Origin of the sequence: Desulfomicrobium macestii (genome assembly GCF_014873765.1) — a bacterium.
Classification (GTDB): Bacteria; Desulfobacterota; Desulfovibrionia; order Desulfovibrionales; family Desulfomicrobiaceae; genus Desulfomicrobium; species Desulfomicrobium macestii.
In genome coordinates, this window is sequence record NZ_JADBGG010000022.1 from 31,167 (window position 1) to 53,291 (window position 22,125).

Annotated in this window: 14 protein-coding genes; 4 read left to right on the forward strand and 10 right to left on the reverse strand. The window is 61.9% G+C overall.

Annotated features, from left to right (window positions below; translation table 11 throughout):
* Positions 1 to 102: 102 nt before the first annotated feature.
* On the forward strand, positions 103 to 663 hold the full coding sequence (locus tag H4684_RS13950; protein WP_192624196.1) for a hypothetical protein: 561 nt from the start codon (positions 103 to 105) through the stop codon (positions 661 to 663).
* A gap of 81 nt (positions 664 to 744) precedes the next feature.
* Here the strand turns inward: H4684_RS13950 and H4684_RS13955 are convergent, their stop codons facing one another.
* From H4684_RS13955 to H4684_RS14000, 10 genes are all read right to left on the reverse strand, one after another.
* On the reverse strand, positions 745 to 1,782 hold the full coding sequence (locus H4684_RS13955) for an OmpA family protein (protein WP_192624197.1): 1,038 nt from the start codon (positions 1,780 to 1,782) through the stop codon (positions 745 to 747).
* Between the two features lie 27 nt (positions 1,783 to 1,809).
* The gene (locus tag H4684_RS13960; RefSeq protein WP_192624198.1) at positions 1,810 to 3,813 is read right to left on the reverse strand and encodes a fibronectin type III domain-containing protein; all 2,004 of its coding nucleotides are present in this window, start codon (positions 3,811 to 3,813) and stop codon (positions 1,810 to 1,812) included.
* Positions 3,814 to 3,824: 11 nt separating this feature from the next.
* A complete protein-coding gene (locus tag H4684_RS13965) occupies positions 3,825 to 5,867 on the reverse strand; it encodes a hypothetical protein (protein WP_192624199.1) in 2,043 nt (680 codons plus the stop codon).
* A gap of 24 nt (positions 5,868 to 5,891) precedes the next feature.
* The gene (locus H4684_RS13970; RefSeq protein ID WP_192624200.1) at positions 5,892 to 10,157 is read right to left on the reverse strand and encodes a hypothetical protein; all 4,266 of its coding nucleotides are present in this window, start codon (positions 10,155 to 10,157) and stop codon (positions 5,892 to 5,894) included.
* A 241-nt stretch (positions 10,158 to 10,398) separates the two neighbouring features.
* The gene (locus H4684_RS13975; protein ID WP_192624201.1) at positions 10,399 to 11,346 is read right to left on the reverse strand and encodes a hypothetical protein; all 948 of its coding nucleotides are present in this window, start codon (positions 11,344 to 11,346) and stop codon (positions 10,399 to 10,401) included.
* A 167-nt stretch (positions 11,347 to 11,513) separates the two neighbouring features.
* Positions 11,514 to 12,965, reverse strand: a complete 1,452-nt coding sequence (locus H4684_RS13980) for a hypothetical protein (RefSeq protein WP_192624202.1) — start codon at positions 12,963 to 12,965, stop codon at positions 11,514 to 11,516.
* Positions 12,966 to 13,142: 177 nt separating this feature from the next.
* Positions 13,143 to 13,808 carry a hypothetical protein gene (locus H4684_RS13985; protein WP_192624203.1) on the reverse strand — a complete coding sequence of 222 codons (666 nt, stop codon included), beginning with the start codon at positions 13,806 to 13,808 and terminating at the stop codon, positions 13,143 to 13,145.
* 55 nt (positions 13,809 to 13,863) lie between these two features.
* On the reverse strand, positions 13,864 to 15,099 hold the full coding sequence (locus H4684_RS13990) for a hypothetical protein (protein WP_192624204.1): 1,236 nt from the start codon (positions 15,097 to 15,099) through the stop codon (positions 13,864 to 13,866).
* Between the two features lie 14 nt (positions 15,100 to 15,113).
* Entirely contained in the window at positions 15,114 to 17,021 is a 1,908-nt protein-coding gene (locus H4684_RS13995) for a hypothetical protein (protein ID WP_192624205.1), read from the reverse strand.
* Positions 17,022 to 17,362: 341 nt separating this feature from the next.
* Entirely contained in the window at positions 17,363 to 18,250 is an 888-nt protein-coding gene (locus H4684_RS14000) for a DMT family transporter (protein WP_192624206.1), read from the reverse strand.
* A 179-nt stretch (positions 18,251 to 18,429) separates the two neighbouring features.
* Between H4684_RS14000 and H4684_RS14005 the strand changes: the two genes are divergently transcribed.
* From H4684_RS14005 to mltA, 3 genes are all read left to right on the forward strand, one after another.
* Positions 18,430 to 18,969, forward strand: coding sequence for a bacterioferritin (locus tag H4684_RS14005; protein WP_192624207.1), 540 nt, complete (start codon positions 18,430 to 18,432; stop codon positions 18,967 to 18,969).
* A 240-nt stretch (positions 18,970 to 19,209) separates the two neighbouring features.
* Positions 19,210 to 20,979, forward strand: a complete 1,770-nt coding sequence (locus tag H4684_RS14010) for an ARMT1-like domain-containing protein (protein WP_192624208.1) — start codon at positions 19,210 to 19,212, stop codon at positions 20,977 to 20,979.
* Positions 20,976 to 22,118, forward strand: a complete 1,143-nt coding sequence (mltA, locus tag H4684_RS14015) for a murein transglycosylase A (RefSeq protein WP_192624209.1) — start codon at positions 20,976 to 20,978, stop codon at positions 22,116 to 22,118. The genes H4684_RS14010 and mltA overlap by 4 nt, the downstream gene beginning before the upstream one ends.
* The last annotated feature ends 7 nt before the right edge of the window (positions 22,119 to 22,125 follow it).

Sequence of the window (22,125 nt, forward strand, 5' to 3'; positions counted from 1 at the left end):
GGACTTTGCAAGGATCTTGCTGCCTGGGTGGACTTTTTGGCTTTTTTGCGGGAACCGCAAAGGAAAAATCAGGATCTGCAACCATGTCTCGCGGAGGTGCCCATGCGACAACGATTTTTCCTTGTGGCCGTCACGACGTTTGTCTTGAGCTTTGTGACCCTGTCAAATCAGGGCCTGGCGCAGGAGAGCCCGGACGCCTGTCTGTTGTTCACCGAGACCGATGCCGGCGCCCTGTTCCAGGAAAGCGTCTCTCCCGGTGTCGCCAGGGCCGCGACCACACCGGCGGGGAGCAGTTGTCGCTACACCTACGCCAAAGATGGCGGGGTCTTTGGCATGAGTCTCACCTACTGCACGGATGCCTCCATCGCCGAGGAGGGCATTTTCGATTCCGCGGCCGATGTCATGATGAAACAGCTGCGGGCGCGGAAAAACAGCGCCCATGCCTCCAAGCTCCTGAAAATCATCCCGGGACTGGGGGACGAGGCCTTCTGGGACGGGACGGCCTTGTGGATGCGCAAGGGCGGCAGTCTTGTGCTCATCAAGCCCAATCCGCACCTGGCGGGCTCGTTTGCGAACATGGAAGCCGCCGATGCCGCGAAGGAAGAGCGCAGCCGGGAACTGGCCGTTCAGGCTGCGGAGAGTATCCTGCCCCGGCTTCCGTGAGCGCGTGGCGGGAATGAGAAAAGGGTCATGACAGGGAGTTGGTTCCCTTCATGCCCCTTTCGCGTTGCGTCGAACCTACTTTCAGTTGATGTCCTTGACGAGTTCCACCCGCCTGTTCATGGCCCGGCCTTCCTCTTCCTCGTTGGAGCCCACCGGGGCCAGAAAGCCTACTCCGGCGCTTTTCAGCCTGCCCCCAGCTATCCCGTATTTTCCGGTCATTTCCTGCACCACGGCCTGCGCGCGCCTTCTGGACAGGTTCATGTTGTAGTCGAAACCGCCCACCCCGTCCGTATGCCCGACCACGTAGAGCCTCAGCCCCGCGTCGCCCTGCAGCAGCTTGGCGATTTCTTCCAGGGTCGGCCCGGATTCGGGCTTCAGGTCGGCCTTGTCCGTGTCGAAATAGATGCCGTACAGGGCGATGGTGCCCTGGGCCGCGATGCTCTTGGCCATGGCGCTGGCGTCCACGGTGACCATCTTCTGTTCCATGGGTGCGGTCTCGACAATGTCGAGCAGTACGAGGGTGCGCTGGGAGGTTTCCTTGAAATGCTTGAAGGTCTCCTTGGCCACGAACAGGGAGACATGCACATCCCCTTCGGGCCTGCGCAGCGTCGCGGCCAGAAACTGCGGCTCCACCGGCGAGCTGAAGGCGTACTCCGACATCTGCCCCTTGTTGCTGAGCTTTCTGTCGTTGCTGTACAAGGTTCTGGGCATGGCGTTGGCCTTGCCGCATTCCGCCTCGGAACATGTGAACACGGTCTCGTAGCCGTCCTGCTCAAGTTCCTTGGCATAATTGTGAAAGACCTCCAGCGGCGAACGCTCCGGCGGGGCGACATACAGGATGCGCGTATGCTTGCCCGTGACCTTGGTCGATGGGCCCGGCGGAAGATCGTAGCTTTTGAGTGGCCCGGTGATCAGATGAAGCTGGTCGAACCCCCGGTAGTCATACCCGATGATTTCCGAGCCTTCGTAGCGCTTGAGCAACGGGCTGTCCTTGGAACCGGGAACGTCGGCGGCGAGGGTCGCGCCGCCAGACAGGAGCATGGCGGACACCACCAGCATTGAAAAGATGGCCATGATGCGGTTCGTTGAAGAGTGATACGAGTTCGTTTCCCTGTGCATGCGGGCTCCTTGTTCTTGGGTCATTATTCAACGCGTCACGGTGATGGCCGGGGAGGGTTCGCCCTCCATTCCGGTGGCCGTATGATGGATGATGCGGTAGCTTGCCGGGCCTGCGGAGGGGTTGGTGTCCATGGCCTGGTCCGTGTCCGACACGCCTTTTGCGATGGTTCGCCAGGGGCCGTCCCCGCTGTCCCGCCGCTGTACGGTCAGCAGAAAGGACGCTGGCGGGGGCGTGAAGCGGATGAGGACATGGGCGAAGGGGTCCTGCACGAATTCCGCCGAGGGCGCGGCAGGCACGGGAATGGCCGGGACGCCGACCGTGACCAGACGCTTACCGCTCAATTCGCTCTCGCGCCCCGCGTTGTCCCGGGCCAGAACCGCGTACCAGTAGCTCTGGCCGGGTTCCACCGCGACGTCCACGAAACTGTGTTGGTCCGCGGAGAGGCTCTCCGCCAGCACGTCGCCTTGCCGCAGCCCTTCCTTGCCGCGCAGGATGGACAGGGTTGCAGTTTTCTTCTCCGGAACGCCCGGCGCAAAGGACAGCACAACCTTGCCGTCAGCGCCGTCGATGGCGGTGATGAGCGGCGTGGGGGGCTTGCTGGTGTCCTCGATGGCGGCCCTGACCTCCGCGCTGGGCGGGCTGATTTTGTTGTCGAAGGACACGGCCCTGATCCTGTAATGGTAGACCCCGAAAGTGCCCGTGATGTATTGATCCCGGTAATGCCGGTCCGAGGTGATGGACGGGTTCAGCCTGGCCCATTGCGCGGAGCCCTCGGCGCGGCGTTCCACGATGTATCCGGCAATGGGAAATTTTGCCCGGTCCCAGGTCAGCTGCGTCTCTATCGGGCTTGTCCTGGCCTGCACTTTTTGCGGCGCAGGCGGGGCCGTGGCCGTGGGCGGCATGGCCGTGGCCACGCCGGAGGGCGGCCCCATCTCGCCCGTCGGGGAGACCGACCGCACGCGGTAATGGTAGATGATGCTGTCCACGACGTCCGTATCGGTCCAAGTTGTCGTTTTTGGGTCCAGGGCCTGGGGGGTGAGCAGGGTGTACAAACCGTTTTGCGAAGTGGCCCGCTCCACGGCGAGGCCGACGATATTGGGGTTGTCTCCCGCCTTCCAGGCCAGGGTCACCTTGCCAGGCCGGGCCGTGGCCGTGAACTGTGGCGGCGGAAGCAGCGCCTGAATGTCATCCATGAACAGACCGGCCGTGACCGGGGGGCTCGTCCGCCCGAAGGCGTCCAGGCAACGCACGGTGTAGGTCAGGTTCAGGCCGACCTGGGCCAGTTCGTCGATGAAGGCCGGTTCCCCGCTGTTCCAGTTCTGGCCGAGAATGATCGCTTCCGGGCTTGCGGGCGCAGGCGGCCCATCGTTTTCCGCCCGTTCAACCGAATAGGCGATGACCGGGATTTCCGGCGATACGGGTGGCGCGTTCCAGAACAGGGCCGCGCCCTGCGGATGGGCCTCGGCGCGCAGTCCTCCGGGCGGCGGAAGGGGCGCGGTGGCCGCTCCGGCATCGACCGGGGCGCAGTCCAGCCTGGTTTTCGACGGTGCGCCCGAGGCGGAAAGGCCCACGACGGAATAGGTCCGCTTTCCCTTGGGCAGCCCCGGAAGAGCGTGAGCCACGCCCAGGGCCCTGGCCCTGGCCCAGGAGCTCATGGCCTGCATTCCCAGGACCGGCCGCAGGTTTGCGAACTCCTCCTGGCTCCCGGCCGTGGTCAGTCCCTGGACAATGGCCCGGACCAGCTGGGCTTCCTGCGCGTCCAGGGCCGACATGTGTTCGGGGCTTAGCGGGGCAATGTCCGCCAGTGTTTTGCCGTTCTGGTCCAGGAGTCGCCACCCGCCTGCGGGCCAGTATCCGGCCGGGGGCGCCCACAGGAATCGGATCTCGCCCTTGCCGTCGGAGGCGGCCAGGAGCACTCCCGCGCCCGATTTGGCTGCCGCGCCGGCCGGGGGTGCGAGGGTCAGGACCAGCATGGCCGCAAGAACCCACAGGGTCAGAGAGAATCGGAATGCGTGTCGTGTTGTGCTCATGGTGCTGGCCTTCAGATCAGGGTGACATTGAGGGAGTAATCGCCGAACCATCCGCAATCGATGTCGAATCCGGCCCGCAGATGCAGCGGCATGGCCTCGACATGGAAGTTTATGGACTTGTTGGCCGAGAACTTGGCACCGCCGCAGGACGGCACCCAGGCCGAAACTCCAGCCCCGGCCCGGAAGTCCGCGGAGAGGTGCGCCGAGGGCGACACGCCCACGCCGACCATGGCGTTGAGGTATGCCTCGACAGCGGCGAACCCCAGACAGATTTTGCCTGAACCGACCTTGAGTCCGCCTCCGAGGCGAAGCCCCATTTTCTGTCCGAGCTGCATGTAGCCGTCCACATCGGCGATGAGAAAATGCACCAGAATGGGGCTTGCCGTCCTGCCGCAGTATATTTCCCAGTCGTCCGCACCGAAATAGAGCCCCACCGTGCCCCGGTCGTCTTCGGCGCCCTTGGGCGCGGTCAGGGACACGGCCCCGCCGAACATGGACATGCTGCCCCATATCTTGCCGCTGAAGGCGCTGCCGGCGTATTCGAAGAAGGCGCCGCCATTGACCTTGTACGTCAGGAGCTTCACGCCGCTGAATTCCATGCGATAGACCGCGTCTTCCGGCAGCACTGTGATCTGTCCGGCCATCTCGAAAACCTGCGGTTCGGTGGACGAGACGCTGATCCCGGCCGAATAGACCATCACGCCGGGATTGTTCGGTGCGGCCGAAAGGGGATTGCCGGATGGGGAGAACACGTCCTTGCTGAACCCGTACGCAAGCCCTCCGTTCACGGCCTGCAGGGCCACACCCGGGAAGATGGGCGCGTTCAGGCCGCTGACATTGGCATGGGTCAGCCAGTAGCCGTCACCGGCGGCCGTGCCGTAGCGGAAGGTCGCCTTGACCGGGGTGTCCATGCCAAACATCCTGGTCTCGACCGTGCCGCCAAAGGTGTCCTGCACCGCTCCTCCGCCCGAGGCATCGGCCAGGAATATGGGGTCAAGGGATGCGTAGAGGGAGCCGCCCTGCGCGGCGAAGCCTCCCCCGCCCGTCTTGATTTCCGGAGCGATGGCGGTTTCGGCCATGGGGCGGCCGACGGGGAAGCTTATGCCCGTCGTGAACTTCGAGTGTTTGGGACCGGTGGCCACGTAGGCCTGGCCCATGGGCTTTTTCACCGTATAGACGATGTCCACCGGGGCCTCGCTCAGGCCCGGGAAATCGATATTTCCTTTGAGCGTGAAGTCCAGCCGTTCGGGCTTGAGGTCATCCACGTGGGACGTGGCCGCAATGGCCTGCAGCTGGACCTGCACGTCGCCGAGCTTGGTCTGGGCGTTCAGGCCGGCACTGTGGTCCGTCCCGTCGCCATTGAAGTACGCTACGCCGTAGATGTTGAAGAACAGGTCGCTTACAGTGGTGGAGACTTCCGTCCCGCCCTCGTCCCTGAAGGTGAAAGTCGTGTCCGTGCTGATGCCCCAGCCCGTGGTCTTGCGCTCGAACTTTCTGACCTGTGTGTGCATGCGCACGTTGCCGTAATTCTCTGTCGCCTCCTGGCCCGCGAAGTTGAATTCCAGGTCGGAATTGGCGTCCTTCTGGGTGTAGTCGAGGGTCATGGATCCGCCCTGCAGGGTCATGGCCGGCCAGGGCATTTCGATGCGCATGTTGATGTATTCGGCGACCAGCCCGTTGTTTCCGGCGTTGATGTCGATGGCGTCGAACTTGATGCTCCCGGCCCCGAATACGTAGTCGAAATTGTTGAAGCGGCTGTGTCCGGTGATGCCCGTGTCCGCGAGATACCAGTTCCTGGCGGTCACGCCCGCCTGGGTCAGCATGAAGAGGTAGGGGTAGAGCACGGCCTTTTCCCCCAGATGCACCCCGACCCAGTCGGCTCCGCTCGCCAGCACCCCGAGCTGCGGCGCGTCCGTCGCGTCCTGCATCTGAAGCTGGGCGATTTTGAGGCCTGAGTGTCCGGCAGGGTTCGAGCCCTGGGTGCGGCTCAGGTCAAGACGCACGTCGTCGGACTCGATCTGGAAATAGCTGTGGCCGATCTGGGTCTTGGGCAATTTCTGGCTTGCGGCGTACCACCCCTATTCCGGGATCAGGGGCGCCTCGACCCCTTGCCAGTCCGGCGGGAGAGTGCCCCCGGTCTCCACCACGCGGATGGTGTTGTCCTTGACCTTGATGTCGAAAACGGCCTTCAGGTCATCCTTCGCGTTGCCTTTGAGGCTTTTCAGGGTGGCGCTCACGCCGGGCAACTCGCCATAGGTCTGGCCCAGATTCCCGGCGTCGATGGTTCCGCTGGTGACCAGACCGTCATCCTCGACCTCAAACTCCTTGAACCCGATGTCCACGTAGCGCACGCCCTGGCCGCTCGTACCGTCGGGCAGGTCGAAAAGCAGGGTGCCCGTGCCGCTCCAGCGGCCGTTGACCTCGGTGGCCCGGCCCTGCAGCCCGGTGATGAGGAACTCCTTGCCCCCGGCCACGGGGAAGCGGAAAATGCAGGGTTCTCCGGGCTTTGGCGCGCTGACCAGATAGGCTTTGGGCTCGGACACCACCTGGTCCGCCTGGGTCGAATAGAACTCGGGGACGGGCATGCCGCCGGGCCCTTCCTTGGCGCGGACGGCGTATTTCTTTTCGCCCTCCTCCAGCACCGCTTCGACGGTGACCTTGTGGTAGGCCGGCTTGTCCAGGGGCAGGCTGGGCGAGGTGAAGACAACGGTATCGCGCAGGATGTCCTGGGCGTAGGTGTTGTCCTCCTTGAGCCCGGCCCTCTCGGGAGACGGGCCGATCTTGATCCCGCTCTGCTCGTGGATAACGGTGCCGTCCACCTTCCAGACCAGTCTGATCTTTCCGCTGCCGTAGTATGTAAGCTCCGCCGTGGCGAAAAAGGCGGCGTCGCAGGTCGAGGCCTTGGCCGCGTCCAGGAGCGCGCCGGCAATCTGCCCGGCGATGGGTGTTTCTGTCATCTGTCCGGTAACGGGCAGCCCCCCCTGGACTGCGATATCGGAGCCGAGCTTAGTCTGGCCGGTTTGCATGGGCTTCGCGGAGGCTTGTGAACCCTGTCCGGCGGCCTGTATCGGGCCGGACGGCTGGGTCGGGGATTGGATGGCGCCGCCCGGTTTTTGTGCCGCTGATGACTCGGCGGTTTTCTGGCCTGAGAACACGATGATGGCCAGGTTTTCGAGGTGCAAGGGGCCGATGGCGGCCGGGTCGGCCTTGATGTCGATGATCGTGGGTTCGCAGTAGAGCAGGAAGGCCCGCCCGCCGGGAATCTTGAACTGGCCCAGCGCGCCCCTGTCAGCGGCCGATATCGACAGGTTTGAAGCGGCCGCCCCTCCCGAGGCGCTCAAGGCCGCTGGGTTGACGGCGTCGGACAGAACAGCCCCCGAGTCGGCCAGAAGGGTTTGCCCAGGCATGTGCGGGGCAAGGTGGGCCTGGCTTGGCAGCGGTTCCGGGGCCTTGCTCATGCTTACTATGCTGTGGATGGTGCCGACATCCTCGGCGGGGAGCACAAACAGGCGGATCTGGAATTCATTCGAGTAGCGGTAGGTGTGCTGCAGCTTGACGTTGAGGTTCGCGATGGGCCGGAGCTGCTCGCCGCTGACGGATTGGCCGGTCTTTTCGACGGCGTTGCCTGGAATGGCCGTGACGATGTCGTACGAGCCGTCGCCCCAGTCGACGAACATGTTGCTGATGGTCCAGCTGTTGACCGGGGTGGTTCCGGTATACCCCGCACCCCCTGCGTATTGTCCCCAGTGCGTGTCATAGACCAGGGCCCACGGGCATTCCTCGATGTTGATCAGGCCCGAGATCTGGATCTTGTCCCCGACATAGAAGATGTCTCCGGCGGAGTCGACGGCGTCGGGAGTGAGCTGGGTGTTGGCCATGGAGCAGGCCAGGCCCGTGGGGCTGAAGGCGGGCAGCTTGATGGGCCAGCGCTCCGAGATCGCGATCTGCACATCAGTGGTCGTGGTGACGACCTGCTGCATGGCCGCGCCGGGGAATTGAAAGCCCCCGGTGGACTGCAGGCCGCCTGCCTGGCTGCTTCCGGCGGTTTCGCCTTCATCTGCAGCGGGCGCGCTCTGGGTAGTCACTTTCTTGTACCCGGCCACCTCCCAGAACAGGGCGTTCCGGGCAAAACCATCCGCCAGTTGTTGCGCGATGCCGCCGGGGCCCTGCGGCGCGGCGACTTCACTGATGGCGGAGCTGCCGGACGTGACGAAGTTGGCCGATCCCCCCGATGCGGACAGCCCGGACTGCAACGAGCCGGTCTTTGATCCTTCCGCTTTCGCTTCCTGCGTTTCGGGCGAGGCTTGCGCTGCGGGCTGCGGATTGCGGGCCAGGTCGAAAATTTCGGTGATGAAGTCAGCGTCAGGGGCGTAAAAGCGGTCCGGCATGGGCAACCCGCCGATTTTGCGGGTCATCAGCACCGTGCCTGCGCCGTTGAGGATGCGCAGTTCGAACCATTGCGAGGCCACGTCTTTTTCCATCCACTCAAAGCGTGTGGAGTCCGTGACCTTGGGGGTTCCGTGGTCGCCCTGGGAGTTTTCCATGATCCAGTAGGTGCCGTGCTCCGGTTTTTCCAGGAAGATGGAGCCCATGGCAAATTCGACGTCTTTCAGCGGCGGCTGGATCACCATGGGCGGCCTGACGCCGGTGTACACGGCCTTGACCAGCCCGGACGTCCCGGTCTGGCGCCATCCGTCCTCGCCGGGCAGCCGGAATTTGAGGCCGCGCGGCCCGGGAGCGGCCTTGCCGCCCACTGTCACGGTCATGGTCGCCCTGGTGGGGTTTGCAACCTGAAGGTTCGAGACAGTCACATCCGCGCCAAGGCCCACGTTCATGCCGGCGGCGAACAGATCGCCGAGCACCGTCACTTCGTAGCTTTTGCCCGGATACCAGCGGTTTGGAGTGAGCATGGAGATGGAAGGCTGCAGCACGAGCCGGGGCAGTTCGGGCTTGGCCGCGAGTTCCGGTTTCTTTTCGATGACCACGGCCTGCAGGCGCGTCCGTTCCCAGGACGCATCCTTGCCGGTCCTGGCCTCCATGGGACGCGGTCCGGGGGCGGCCGATCCGGCGACCTCCACCGTGAAGGAGGCCGTGGCGGCGGAGCCGACCTTCATGTCGCGGACCACGACATCCTTGCCGAATGCGGCTTCCAGGTTTTTTGGCAGGTGCGCGCCCTGCAGGGTGATCGCATACGTCTCGCCCGGTTCCCACTGGTTCGGGGAGATGGCCATGAGTTCGGGCCGCAATGTCTTGACGGCCGGGACGCTGATCGCTGCCGCCGGCTTGGCCTGCACCTCGGCCAGGGCCTGGGAACGGGCCCATTTTGAGTCCGGGCCGGGGCGGATTTCCAGCCACTGCCGACCCGTCGGGGCCTGATCCGCGACGCGGACCGTCATGCGGGCCATGGCGGGGGACGCCACGGTCAGCTTTTTGATCTCGACGCCCTTGGCGAAACGCGTCTCCAGCCCCTGGACCAGGTTGGTTCCACGGACCGTGACCTCGTATTCCCCGCCCTGAGTCCACGTGTTGGGGGTCATAGTCGTGACCATGGGCGCGGCCTGCGGCTTGACCTGGATCGGCCGCGCCGCCTTGCCCGGGGGTTCGGGTTGGGGGTTGATGGTGACCATGAACGGCAGTCGCGAAGTGTGCATGCCCGTCCTGTCGGAATAGGACACGGCCCGCTGGCCGGGCGCGGCGTCCTTGGCGGCCGTGGCCGTGACGCGCAGGGTGGCACCGCTCGGTTTGGGCAGATGGGCCGAAACTCCGGGCCCGAAGTTCATCTGGCGCACGGATTCCAGCCCCGTTCCGGAAATGGTCAGTTCCCTGCTTTCCCCCTGGGCGATGGAATTCGGCGTGATGGCCGTGATGGTCGTCGCGGCCGGGACCGCCGACACGGTCAGCCGGGCCGGGCTCGGCCTTGTCGTGCCTTTGTACTGGACGCTGATGGTGCGCACGCCCGGCGCGGCCGTGCCTTTCACGGAAACGGGGGCGAGCAATATCTTGTCGCCGACCTGCTGGATGGGGCCCACGGTCACGCCCGGACCCATGTTCAGGACCATGTCCTTGCTCAGGTTCCGGCCGGTCAGGTTCAGGGTCGCGCTTTGCCCCTGCTGCAGGGTGGCGGGGGCAACGGAAGTCAGTTCGGGAAAGGACGCCTGGGGTTGAATGACGGTCATGCCCGGGGCGGGAGCGGTTGGCGCGGTCTTTGGTGTGGTCGTGATCTGTGGTTGTGTGGGCTTAAGCGTGGGAAAGGTTTTTTTCAGGGAGTCAGCTCCCAAGCCATGGACATCGAACAGGACGATCATTGCGATCGCAACAATCAAAGAACTGGTCCGAATTTTCATTGCTTGCCTCGTATACTCTGTTGGTGACCATCCTGCTGCGACTGTTCTGAATCACGAGCCTATCTGGTAGGGGCCGGTTGTCGGCCAGTCGATGACGGCACTATTCACAGTCATCTCCATAAAATAAGCAGCATTATCGTCTAAGGTTTCGTCACGGAACGTTGCGAGTAGACTATTTCTACAGTGATTTGAATGAAGTTATGTGATAAATCATAATAAATTGTACTATATATAGTTTATTTTATTCTGGAGCGCTCGTAATTGGATTTTCTTTATTAGCTTGTTCCATATTTGGATCGACATATATTATCAATTGATCGTCTGATACGTTGTTCCAATTTCTTTTTGAGCTCATGCTTATTCTTCTTCCTAATCCAAATTTATATGCATGAACGTGAGATTCATATATTAAAATATGCTCTGATATTATTTTTTCTAAATTTTTTCTTGCCTCCTTTTCATTTTCAAGCTCCCTCTTAAGAATATTTATCTGGGTTTGCATTATGTCGATTTGATCCATGTTTATTCCTGAAGAGTCATCTTTTTCCATTTTGACATCCTTCGAAATGGAAACGTCGTTCTGCATAAGATGCTGTGCTGCGACAGGGCGTGTTGGCGGGTTTTGATTGTTCTGCAGTGGTAGTCCGCTTTCGGTTCTGTCCGCATTGGATTTTGCAAAGCTGAACGCTCCGGAATATCCCTGACTTTTTTTGTCTCTTGTTTCGATCCGCACGACCCAGGACTTGCCAGGCACAACGAACTGAGCAGAAGGGAGCCATGACATAAAACTGCCGGTATTTGCGGCCCCGGTTTTGATGGCCGCCTGGACCGTGCCGCCGGGTCTGTCCATCAGGAGTATGTTCACCGTGGCGGTGGTGGCGATGGCGCTTCTGTCCCAGACGATGGCCAGGGGCTTGTCGGCCGGGTGCCGAGTGCCCTGGGCCGGGTTTTTGACGGCGATGGTGGCTTTCTGTCCCAGGGGGGCGGTGAAGCCCTGCTTCGTCGGGACGGGCGCTGTCACGCCGGGAGCGGTTTTGACGCTCGGAGCCTGCGGTGTCGGCGTGCCGGTGATCTGGTTTGGCGCCGGCGCGGTCTTCATGATCCCGGTCTTGAGTTGATCGGCCTGGGACAACGGGGCCGAACAGGTCATGCAGATCATGATGGCGGTGAACAGTACGAGCCTACGCATGTGGGCACTCCTTGTGATATTGGGAGATCGTTTCATTGTTTACCCGGGCATTCCCATTCCTGACGGCCGCTTCGCGGCCCCATGACTCGCGCATGTTGTCCTTCACCCGTTTTCCGGGGCCGCTCCATCTTCCCGCTCTCAACCCCCGTCCCAAGGCGCAACGCGAGTCACTGCGCCGGCTGGGGAGTTCGTATCGGCAGCTGCGGCTTGGGTGCGGATCCGGACGGAGGCGTGGGCTGCTTCAGTATCTGCGTCGGTCGTACACACACCAGCTCCGCCGGTTTTGTCGGCTGCGACGAACTCCAGTTCCTGATTTCATAGGTATGCGTTGATTTACGCTGTTTGAGCTCATTCGCAATTTTCACGGCGACGTCGTATCCGACTTTTGCGACATTGACGTCGCATTCCTGCTGATTCTGCACATATCCCATGGATCTGTAGCAGACGTCGAAATTGACGAGAGACGGGCACGTGATCTTGTTGTTCTGCACAGGACAGTACTTGTCTTGGACGTTTTTCCGTATTCGGCTCGCGAAATTCTCGGCATGTTCGACGATGTAGTCCTCGTTGCACCATGCCCTGTGCGATTTCGCTTTCAGCGTTGCCGCATCATCGGGGTACTTCGACACCCAGCGCTCGACGTGGGCCAGTCCGGACTGTGCGAGGTGTTGGCTGCATTCCGAGCCGACGTTGTGTTTGATGTCGACAATCGTTGGGGAATTTGAGCCAAGGGTTTTTTCTATTTCACTGAAAAATCCCGGCAACTGTTTATCGATGAGCGTGTCGATGCTGACCTTTTGTTGGAAAGCCTTTCTTTGCTCGTCCATGGCTGGGAGGGTTTTTTCCGCCACTTCCAGCCTCCATTGTACTTCGACAGCTTTTATATAGTAATCCAAAGCCTTATTCACGTGTTCACTCTCGAACGACAGATTGCAAAAGAGGTCTGTCATATCTGTTTTTTGCGAACATCGGGATATCATTTGCGGGTCATGCCACTTTGGAGGAGCGCTGTTCGCATCAGCTTTCAGGGACTCGACCAGCTGCCCCATCTTGCCCTGATCGTCGTGCGTGATGGCCTGCAGCCCTTCGGGAAGAACCATCGGTTTGAACACCCAATTATAGGCAAACAGTTCCCGCGGCGTCCCATCACCGCAGTCGATGATGTTCAGTTCGCAGGCGACCATTTCCGCGGCGTCATAGAATCCTTCGCCGATATCCTTGAAAAATTCCGCCACAGCCGCGAAGGAACCGAGCACTGCCTTGCCGATTTCGATCAGTTCTTCGATCAGGGCGCAGACATCCAGCCCGGCGGCCATGACGCTTGCGATGATACAGATGGCGGTTCGGCCGAGCTTTTTCACGATCTCCCAGAAATCCACCTGTACAAAGGCCAGGTAAAGTTCCAGGAGTTCCTCGACCTGGGGCGGAAGGCTGATGTTCGGGGGCGTCGCGAGCTGGTCGAGGCCGGATTTTTCGTATTCCTCGGAAGCCGTCGAGGTGATTTCCTGTGCGAGCGGGGAGTCGCTGATCTGAATGCAGTCGATGACGCCGTCTGGGCCGTCGGCTTCGACCAGGCATTGGATCAGCTCCCTGGAGGCCTGAACTTCCGTGGCGCTCATGGGCAGAAAGGGAATCGGGCCGAATTCGTTTTCAACATCGACCAGGAGGCCAAGAAAGTCGTCCAGCACGTCGGCCCGGACGACGGTCGGTGAGAAAAATGTCATGGCTGCGGCAAGAAGCGACGCGAGGAGCAGCCGGAGGAAGAGTTTTGTAACGCTCATGATGCATCCCCTCCCTTACGGCTTGGGCCGGGTTGAGTTCGGGGACGTTTTTCTTCTCTCGGCCAGGGCTTTCTTCAGTTCGCCTACAGTGATCCGCGTCCCCTGGGGGGACTCGAGCACGGTGCTGTCGGGGCGCTGCGGAATTTGGTCGACCCTGCGGCCCAGCCCCTTCTCCACGTCCTCCCGGACCTTCTTGACCAGTCCCGCGGTGTAGGTGCGGCCCGAAGGCAGCTGCACGGTTTTCTGGTCCGGCAGCGTGAAGGCCGAAGCCAGGTCGGAGGGGTTCTTCAGGGGCCTGCCAGTGGCGGCGGGCTTGGCCCGCAACTCCGGAGGCCGCCGGCTGCCCGGCTGCGCGGTCTTGAACTTCTGGGCGATGGCGGCCAGGCGGCGCGCGTCGCCCATTTTGAGGTATCGCCCCGGCGCGAGCTCGATGATGTCCCTGTCGGCAAGTGCCGCCAGCGAGCCAGGGGACATTCCCTTCGAGTATTTGATTTTCTTGGGCAGGGCTGCATTTCCCTGGGGCTGTGCATTCTGCGCTGCCGAGGTTTCCGGCGTGCCCGCGCCCTGCACGGCTTGAACGCTCGGATTTTTCGTGAAGAGGGAATCGGCGCTCAAGTTCCGGGCCATGAGCAGCCCGGTCGAAACGGCCGCCATCAGGAAGAAAGCAGTCCATGGTTTCATGGCAACCCTCGCATGGTTTGGTACCGGTCAGGGACCGGTTCCATGGCAAAAGGCGTTATTTTCCGGAAACCCCCTGGTCGCGCAGGGGGACCACCAGCTCCAGTTCCGAGGCCGCGCCGGAGAAGACGACGATGCGGTAGTCGCTGGAAGCCACCGGCCGGCCGTCCACCAGGGCCTGGACCTGCCACGCGTGGGGCGAGTTGGTGACCAGCCTGGCCAGGTCGAAGACCGAGAGCATGTAGTAGTTGCGCCCGGTCCGCGCCGCGAGCACGGGAGAGGACGTGTCGAAGCCCGTCAGCGGGCGGGTCATGGCCTCGGGTTCGAGGGTGTAGAGGCGGAAGAGGTAGGTCGCCCCCTCATGCGCCGGGGACCAGGAGAAGACCGGCGGCGATTCGGACGACAGGGCCACATGCTCCCTGTCCAGGGGCGCCTGCAGGGCGACGGTCGGGAGATTGGGGATCCTCTCCTCCGCCGTGACGAAGTACTGCAGGCTCGGCAGGTCGAAGGCCGGGACGGGTTCGATGATTTCAAAGCGTACCGTGTGCAGGCCCGTGGCGTAGGTCGGGAAGGCCGGCACCGCGGGGCTGGCGATGATGGCCTCGCGCATGCCGGGCAGGAGCTGCTTGGTCACGAAACCCAGGATCTGCCCGTCCGCGACCCAACGGCCGCGCAGGAGGCCCTGGCCGTTGTAGGTGACAATGGCCGCGGCCCGCAGGCCCTTGGTGTTGCGCGGTACGGTGATGCGTTCACCGGAATCGGGGCGCGGGGCGTCTCCCGGCGCGGGCTGGTTGAATTCGAGCTGCAGGCCGATGAGCGCGAATTGCCCGGCCGGGGCGGGCACGATCTGCAGGGTTGTTTCCAGGGTCCCCTCGGGGATGTCCAGCGCGCTGGGGTCGAAGGTGCGGGTGAAAATGATCTGTCCTGCGCCGGCCTTCATGGCTGCGGCGATGACCCGGGCCGGGACTACGAGGAGTTCCGTGCCTGTGCCCCTGGAATTGAGCACGTTGATGCTGACCGTGCGCTGCAAGGTTCCGAGGGAGTCGCCGCTGGGGGTGGAAAACTGCCCCTGGGTGGAGGTGGCGACGTAGGAGGCGTTCGGTATGGTATCCAGGACCGTGTACATCAGTTGCACCGGGCTCTGCGTGCCGGGCGAGACGTTGGCGATGCGCGGTGTGGCGGTGATGTTGGGGTCGGCCGGGGCCGGGACCGGTGCCATGAGGAGCAGGGCGATGCAGGCCAGACAGATGAGCGGCAGGGGCTGCCGCGGTGGATGCCGGAGGGTGGTGATCATACGGTGCTCCTCACTCATGGCCATGTGACCGGAATGCTGAAGTTCAGGGAAAGAAAGGCCACGTATTCCTCATTGTCGTCGTTGCTGATGTGGTCCCGGGTTTTGGAGTACTGCCCGCGCAGCCCCAGGGTCCTGGTCACGCTTTCCAGGAAGGTTCCGCCCAGAATCCAGTTGTATTGGGCCTGTCCGGTGAAGGCGGTCGTGTGCATGGAGTCGTCATCGGCCCGGGAGTCGAGGCCCGACACGGTCAGGTTCAGGTTCTGGGAGTCCGTGATCAGCCATGTGGCGGTCAGGGTCCCCAGCCAGTCCTCAACGACCAGGCTGCCAGGGTCGCTCTCGGTCCGGGCGTAGGTCAGGGCCGGGTTGAGGGACAGGACGGGCAGGGGTTGCCAGCCAAGCGACAGCAGCATCTGATGGGAGAAACTGTCCATGTCGGCCCCGGATTTGTCGTCGAAGGAGGTGAAGACATAGCTGGGCACGATGCTCCAGGTCTCCCTGGCCAGGGAAAGGCCGAAGGAGAGGATGCGGGACTGGTTGTCGATGGCGTCGAAATTGTCGGGTTCGTGACCGCTCTTTTGCCAGCTCAGGTTGGCGTTGGCGAAGAGGAAGGGCCAGTCCGCCTTGTTCAGCGTGTAGCCCAGGTCGAGGGCCGTGCTGCGCACCGTCGGGATGTTGTCCAGTTTTTCGGCGTTGTCGTAGCTGTGCGCGCCGTTGAAGGACAGGCTCGATTCCTCGAAGGATTTCGAGGCATGAAGCATGTACTCCTTGCGATTGTTGATGGCCCCTGGATTGATGACGCTCTGGAAGTGTCTGTCCCGGGAGGAGTAGCCGCCGCCGTAGTCCAGGGTGTCATAGCGGCCGGAAAGCCTGCTCCGCCAGGCCTCGCCCCGCTTCGATCCGTAGGGGCCACGCGTGTCCTGGTCGTAGTTGCTCCGGGCGTATTCGACTTCGCCCAGCAGAAGCTCGTCCACGATGGTGCCGGACAACCCCAGACTGTAGATCTGGCCCTTGGTCTCGGGGATGAGATCACTGCCCGAGACGTTGTCGGCCGAGCCGCTTTGCCCGGTGACCGCCGTGGCCTTGAGCAGGACGTTTTTCTGCGGGTACAGCCCTTGGGTCAGGGTGACTCCGGTGAAGCGCTGGTTCGATTCGTCCACCGGGAGCAGATGGTCGAAGTCGGCCACGGTGTTGCTGCGCAGGATGAAGCCCTGCACGGCCGTTTCTCCCGCGTTGAGCTCCAAGAGTCCGCCGCGCCGGGCCAGCTGGCCGCCGGCGAGTTCCGTGGTTTCGACGCTGACGTCGCCCAGGGAGAGGCTCTGCCCGTCGTATTCCAGTTTGAGCAGGTAGGCGTTGAGGCTGAACTTGTCCTGGCCGCCATAGTTGTCGCTGTCGTCCACGAACCAGCCGTTGGCGTCCAGCGTTGCCCGGAATTTTCCTCTTTCCAGCACGGTGGACAGGGTGCCCGCGGTCTGGGCCTGCCAATCCGGCCCGGTGTTGCCGGGGTACTCGGTCAGCTTTGCGTTCAGCTCCGTGTCGAGCTGGAACGAGGCGCTGGCCCGATCCCAGGTCTCCGATTGCGGGACAAAGAAGCTCCAGTGCTCCTGGGGCAGAGGCTGGCCGTCCTGGCCCAGGACCTCCACGATGACGCTGTGCGCGCCGAAGTCAAGGTCGGCTTCCGGAGTGTAGCTGACCGTTGTCTCGGTGATGACGGCCAGAGCGGTGATGTCCACGTCGTCGAGGGCCATGCGCACGGTCTCCGGACCGGGGTTCAGGGTCCCCGGCGGCAGGGGTGCGGTGATGGTCGGCCTGCGGTCCTCGACGCGCGCGCCGTTCATGTCCGGAAACACGAGAGCCTCGGCGGCCGTGGCCGTCACAAAAAGGCACGTCAGGCAGTACAGTGTCACTGGGAAAAAAACGCGCATCGCCGGCACCCTCCTCTAAAGAGTATTGACTGCAGGGGCCGGGCGCGCATGAAGAGTGAAGAGAATGAGATTCAGAGCCTGCAGGTTTTTGTATTCCGTACAGGCTATGACGCATGTTTGCAATAATATTGTGAATATTATTCGGTCATGTGCGTTTTGTCTAAAATTAAGAATGTGTCGGCATTCTAGTGGACCTGTTTTGTAGGTTTTATTTTTTTTCAGTTAAAAAAGAATGATACAGCAGTGTCGATGTGTATCGCCACAACGTTTCGGCTATGCCTCGGAAGGATGAACAGGTGTGCATTGGCACATGGTGGAGGGAGCAGTCCGTACGGTGCCGATCAGGGTTTTGTCGCTGTTGCCGGCCTGTTCGCCAGATACACCCCGGAGATGACCATGGCACCGCCGCTCAGCAGCGAGGAGGTCACGGGTTCATCCAGGATGACGTAGCCCATGGTGATGGCGAAGACCGGGACCAGGTTGATGAAGATTCCGGCCCTGGCCGGGCCGATGGCCTTGATTCCGGCGTAGTACCAGGTGAAGGCCACGCCCGTTGCGATGACGCCCAGGAAGAGGATGTTGGCCCAGTCCACCAGCCCTGCCCGGGCGATGTCGGCCGTCAGGCCGTGGGTCAGGGCCGGACCGATGAGCATGAGGGTGCCCAGCAGGCAGGACCAGGTCACTGTCAGGAGCGGGTCGAGCCTGCGCATGACCCTGCTGCCGGCCAGGGAATAGGCGGTCCAGGCGCCCACGCAGCCGAGAATCATGAGATCCCCGCGCGAGAGTCCGCCGTGAAAAAGGACCAGGGGATTTCCGCCGGAGAGGACGATGGCTGCCCCGCTCAAGGATAGCAGGGTGCCCAGGATTTTCGCGGTGGTGAGCTTGTCTCCCAGGAACAGGGCCGACATGACTCCGATGACCACGGGCACGGAGGCGATGATCAGCGCCGCTCGACCGGCCGGCACGGTCTGCAGGCCGGTGAAGAAGAAGGCGTTGTAGAGGAAGATGCCGGTCAGGCCGAGAAAGGCCACGGGCAGGATTTCCTTTCTGGGTAAACGCGGGAAGCCGTGGCCTGCGTGCCAGGACCACAGGAAAAGAAAAATCGAGGCGGTCACGAAGCGGAGCAGGGCGGCGGAGAACGGGCCCATGTCCTGGGCCAGGACGCGCCCGGAGATCCAGGTGGCGCCCCAGAAGAAGACGGACCCGACGAGTTTTGCGTAGACGAGCATGCAGATTCCTGATTGTCGCAAGATGTAAAAAAAAGCTGCTTACGCTCGAAGCGACGGGGCTTCAAGAGGCTAAAGCTTGAAATCGGTTTTGAAATGACTTGCCCCGCGCCCCCGGTCTTTGCTAGGGTCATCGCATCTTTTGTTGAATCAATGAACCATGAATATTCCAGGAGAAAAACATGACCGCAAGACTTCCCAGAGAAGAGCGCAGGGCGAACGTCATCGACGCCTTGAACCAGGCTCGCGCCATGGAGCTTTTTGCCATCACCCAGTACATGAACCAGCATTACGGTCTGGACAGCATGGATTATGGCGAACTGGCCGCCAAGATGAAGCTCATCGCCATCGATGAAATGCGCCATGCCGAGATGTTCGCCGAGCGCATCAAGGAACTGGGCGGCGAGCCGACCACATCGTATGAAGGCGAACTGAAAAAGGCCCAGGACGTGCGGAGCATCTACCCCTACGACGCGGTTCTCGAAGACGACACCATCGATATCTACAGCCAGTTCCTGCTGGTTTGCCGTGACAACGGCGACGCCATCAGCGCCAAGCTTTTCGAGACCATCATCGAAGAGGAGCAGGCCCACATGAACTATTTCGAGAATGTGGGCACGCATATCGATACCCTCGGAGATACCTATCTCTCCAAGATTGCGGGCACCTCCGCTTCCACCGGCCCCTCCACCAAGGGTTTCGTGATCAGCGGCGGCAACTGATTCTCCCCGGCCCGAAAGCCGCAAGGCGTACGAGCGTGATGCCCGTGCGCCTTTTTGTTTTCAAGGCCCAGGGAGAGCCTTCAAACCCTGGTGTCGGGCCGTGCTTGTCCCCTGCGGCATGCGAAGCCGGTGCTTGACCGGGGATGGTTTACAGGCCAATTTATCGGGCGATCTTGCATGCGCGGAGCCTGCTTTCCGCTGGCATGAAACCCATTGTCCCTTATACAGACGGGAGTGTTGATGTCCAAATTGCCGGATTTTACTTCGGTCCGTGAACTGCGCTACGGCCTGGACCCCTATCTGGACGCCTGGCTGCTGCATTTCATGACCGAAAACAATATCGAGCCCACGGTCAACCCGGCTGAAAATGCCCAGCAGGAGCAGCTGCGTTTCATGGTCGACGTCGATGACGACCAGGTCTTCGTGCCCTGTTCTGACGAAATGTTCGAGAATCTTCTGCACACCCGCCTTTCTTCGGCCCTGCGCCAGGAGTACCGGGAGAAATGGCGCATGCTGGTGCATCTGGCGCGCATCAACATCAAGGATCGTTACACCCGTCGCAAGATTTTCGCCCTGTCCCGGCACAAGGTCCGGCAGGTGCTTCATGCTCCGTTTCTCATCCCTTCCCGATTTTTGAAGCAGCTCATGACCATCTTCATGGCCATGAGCGGGGTTCACGATCCGCAGCGTAGGGAAAAGCGCCAGGCCAACAAGCGCGCCCTGGATTTCATGAACAGCCCGGACATGACCCGAAGCCTTTATGCCTGTCCCGAATCCAACCTGGGCTGCTCCAGCATCAAACACTTGCGCTGGGAACTCGAATTGCTTGAGATGGCCCGCCTCTGCAGGCTGTCGCTACGTTCGCAGATCTGGGAACAGCCGGACACGGTCCGCGACGACCCTGCCTTTTTCGATAAGATATGCGCTCCGTGGCCGGAGTTCGCCGAGATCATGACCAGGATCATGGGCCCATCGAGCGAACAGAGAAAGCTCAAGATTCTGTATCTGCCCGGCAGCAGTGGCGGGATCATCTTCGATCTGCGCCTCATCCGTGTGCTGATCCGTCTGGGGCACAAGGTCATCCTGGCTCTGAAGGAAGGCTTTTGTCTGGACAGCACCGTGATCTGGGACGCAGAGCACGACAAGGCCCTGCAGGACGCCCTGGGCGAGGCTCTCTTTGTGGAAAACAGCCGCATGAGCAAGAACGAACTCCTGCGCGCCCAGCGCGAGAGCCCGCTTCTGGTCATCTCCGACGGCACCCGCGAGCGGCTCAATCTGTGGCGCACCAGTGTGACTTTCGCCCGCTCCTGGAAAGAGGCGGACCTGATCATTGCCAAGGATTTCCCCCATCATCGCAGGCTGATCAAGAATTCCCACCTCTTCACGCGCGACATTCTCTGCCTGTACCGGGACCGGGACGGGTTGGACCAGGTCCGCTTCAAGGAAAAATCATCGCGCGTGACCAAGATCACCGAATCCCAGATCGTGGCCCAGTCCGACGCCATCATCGCGCAGATGCGCACGGCCAGGGGAATGGGCCGTCAGGTCATGTTCTACAGCGCCATCATCGGCAGCATACCGGGGCAGACCAAGGTCGCCCTTGGCGTCGTGAACACTTTTGTCTCCCATTTGCGGTCCAGGCACGCCAACCTCCTGATCATCAACCCCGCCGAACACTTCGTGGAAGGGATGGACGGGGATGATCTCATGTACATGTGGGAGCGGGTCCAGCGCAGCGGGTTCATCGATGTCTGGCGTTTCCAGACCGTGGCCGACATCGAGACCAGCTTCGAACTGATGGGCGAGGCGGTCCCCGCGGAATGGCACGGCAAGGATTCGACCTTCTCCACCGGCTGCACCAAGGAGATGAACATCGCCCTTGAAATGCAGCAGAAGCATCCTGAAATGCAGATCATCGGCCCTGATCCCAAGCGTTTCTTCAGGCGCATGGAGTACGGGGTTGGCAAGTATTTCGATGCGCGCATCACGGACAAGGGGCGCAGCCTGTGAGGAGACTGCTTGCGGCGTGTCTGTGTCTGGCGCTGCTGTGCGCCTGCGCCGTGGCGCCCAGGCAGCCCCTGCTTGTGGAGCAGAGGCCCGGGGGGGATCTTGCGGCGCGTGTCGCGGCCACTGCGGCTGATGATCCGGCCGCGCTGACCCGGGCCATCGAGCACTCCCTGGCCTACGTGCGTACCCGTCCCGCGGACAGCAAGCCTTTCGGTACGGACGGCCCGGCGTGCACATGGGGGGAGCTTGGAGACTCGCTGGAGCACATGCGGCTGCTCGTCCCCAGGCTCGCGGAAGATCCGGAACTTTTGACCCGGGAGTTCCGCTGGCTCGAAGTCCGGCCAAAGCCGCTCATGACCGGCTACTACGAGCCATGGATGGATGGCAGCCTTGAGCCGGACCCGCGATTTCCGGTGCCCATATACGGACTCCCGGCCGATTTGCGCAGCGCCGATCTGGGCCGGTTTCATCCGCGCTGGAAAGGGCAGCGGCTGACCTATCGCCTGGATGAAAAGGGCATCGCGCCGTATCATTCGAGGGAGGAGATCGACGTCCAGGGCGCTCTGGCCCAGACGGAGACGCCCATCGCCTGGACCCGCGATTTCGTCGACGTCTTCTTTTTGCAGGTGCAGGGCTCGGGCCGGTTGAACCTGCCGGACGGCTCGGTGCGCCATGTCCTTTACGCAGGCAAGAACGGTCACGAATACGTTTCCCTGGGCAAGGTCATGATCGAACGCGGGCTTGTCCCGGCGGAGGAGATGTCCATGCAGCGCATCCGGGCCTATCTGCGCGAGCATCCGCACGAAGTCCGGGAACTTCTGAACACCAACCCGAGCTACGTCTTTTTCCGGCTGGCGCAGGATGGACCGCTTGGGGCCATGGGGCGAACATTGACGCCGATGGTCAGCATGGCTACTGATTCAGCCTTTCTGCCCCTTGGCACGATCCTGGCCGTGGATGCCGCGCTGCCGGATGCGGGCGGCACGGAAACACGGACGGCGTTTCTGGGATTGGCCCAGGACCGTGGCGGCGCCATCAAGGGCAGCCGCCTGGATCTTTTTTGCGGCGCGGGGCAGAGGGCCGAATTTCTGGCCGGGCATCTGCAAGCCGAAAGCCGCGTCTATCTTCTGCTCAAGAAATAAGGAATGA

Excerpts from the sequence above, each read along its gene's own strand:
- H4684_RS13950 (WP_192624196.1), top strand. The coding sequence starts at position 103 with ATGCGACAACGATTTTTCCTTGTGGCCGTCACGACGTTTGTCTTGAGC.
- H4684_RS13955 (WP_192624197.1), bottom strand. The coding sequence starts at position 1,782 with ATGCACAGGGAAACGAACTCGTATCACTCTTCAACGAACCGCATCATG.
- H4684_RS13960 (WP_192624198.1), bottom strand. The coding sequence starts at position 3,813 with ATGAGCACAACACGACACGCATTCCGATTCTCTCTGACCCTGTGGGTT.
- H4684_RS13970 (WP_192624200.1), bottom strand. The coding sequence starts at position 10,157 with ATGAAAATTCGGACCAGTTCTTTGATTGTTGCGATCGCAATGATCGTC.
- H4684_RS13975 (WP_192624201.1), bottom strand. The coding sequence starts at position 11,346 with ATGCGTAGGCTCGTACTGTTCACCGCCATCATGATCTGCATGACCTGT.
- H4684_RS13980 (WP_192624202.1), bottom strand. The coding sequence starts at position 12,965 with ATGAGCGCCACGGAAGTTCAGGCCTCCAGGGAGCTGATCCAATGCCTG.
- H4684_RS13985 (WP_192624203.1), bottom strand. The coding sequence starts at position 13,808 with ATGAAACCATGGACTGCTTTCTTCCTGATGGCGGCCGTTTCGACCGGG.
- H4684_RS13990 (WP_192624204.1), bottom strand. The coding sequence starts at position 15,099 with ATGATCACCACCCTCCGGCATCCACCGCGGCAGCCCCTGCCGCTCATC.
- H4684_RS13995 (WP_192624205.1), bottom strand. The coding sequence starts at position 17,021 with ATGCGCGTTTTTTTCCCAGTGACACTGTACTGCCTGACGTGCCTTTTT.
- H4684_RS14000 (WP_192624206.1), bottom strand. The coding sequence starts at position 18,250 with ATGCTCGTCTACGCAAAACTCGTCGGGTCCGTCTTCTTCTGGGGCGCC.
- H4684_RS14005 (WP_192624207.1), top strand. The coding sequence starts at position 18,430 with ATGACCGCAAGACTTCCCAGAGAAGAGCGCAGGGCGAACGTCATCGAC.
- H4684_RS14010 (WP_192624208.1), top strand. The coding sequence starts at position 19,210 with ATGTCCAAATTGCCGGATTTTACTTCGGTCCGTGAACTGCGCTACGGC.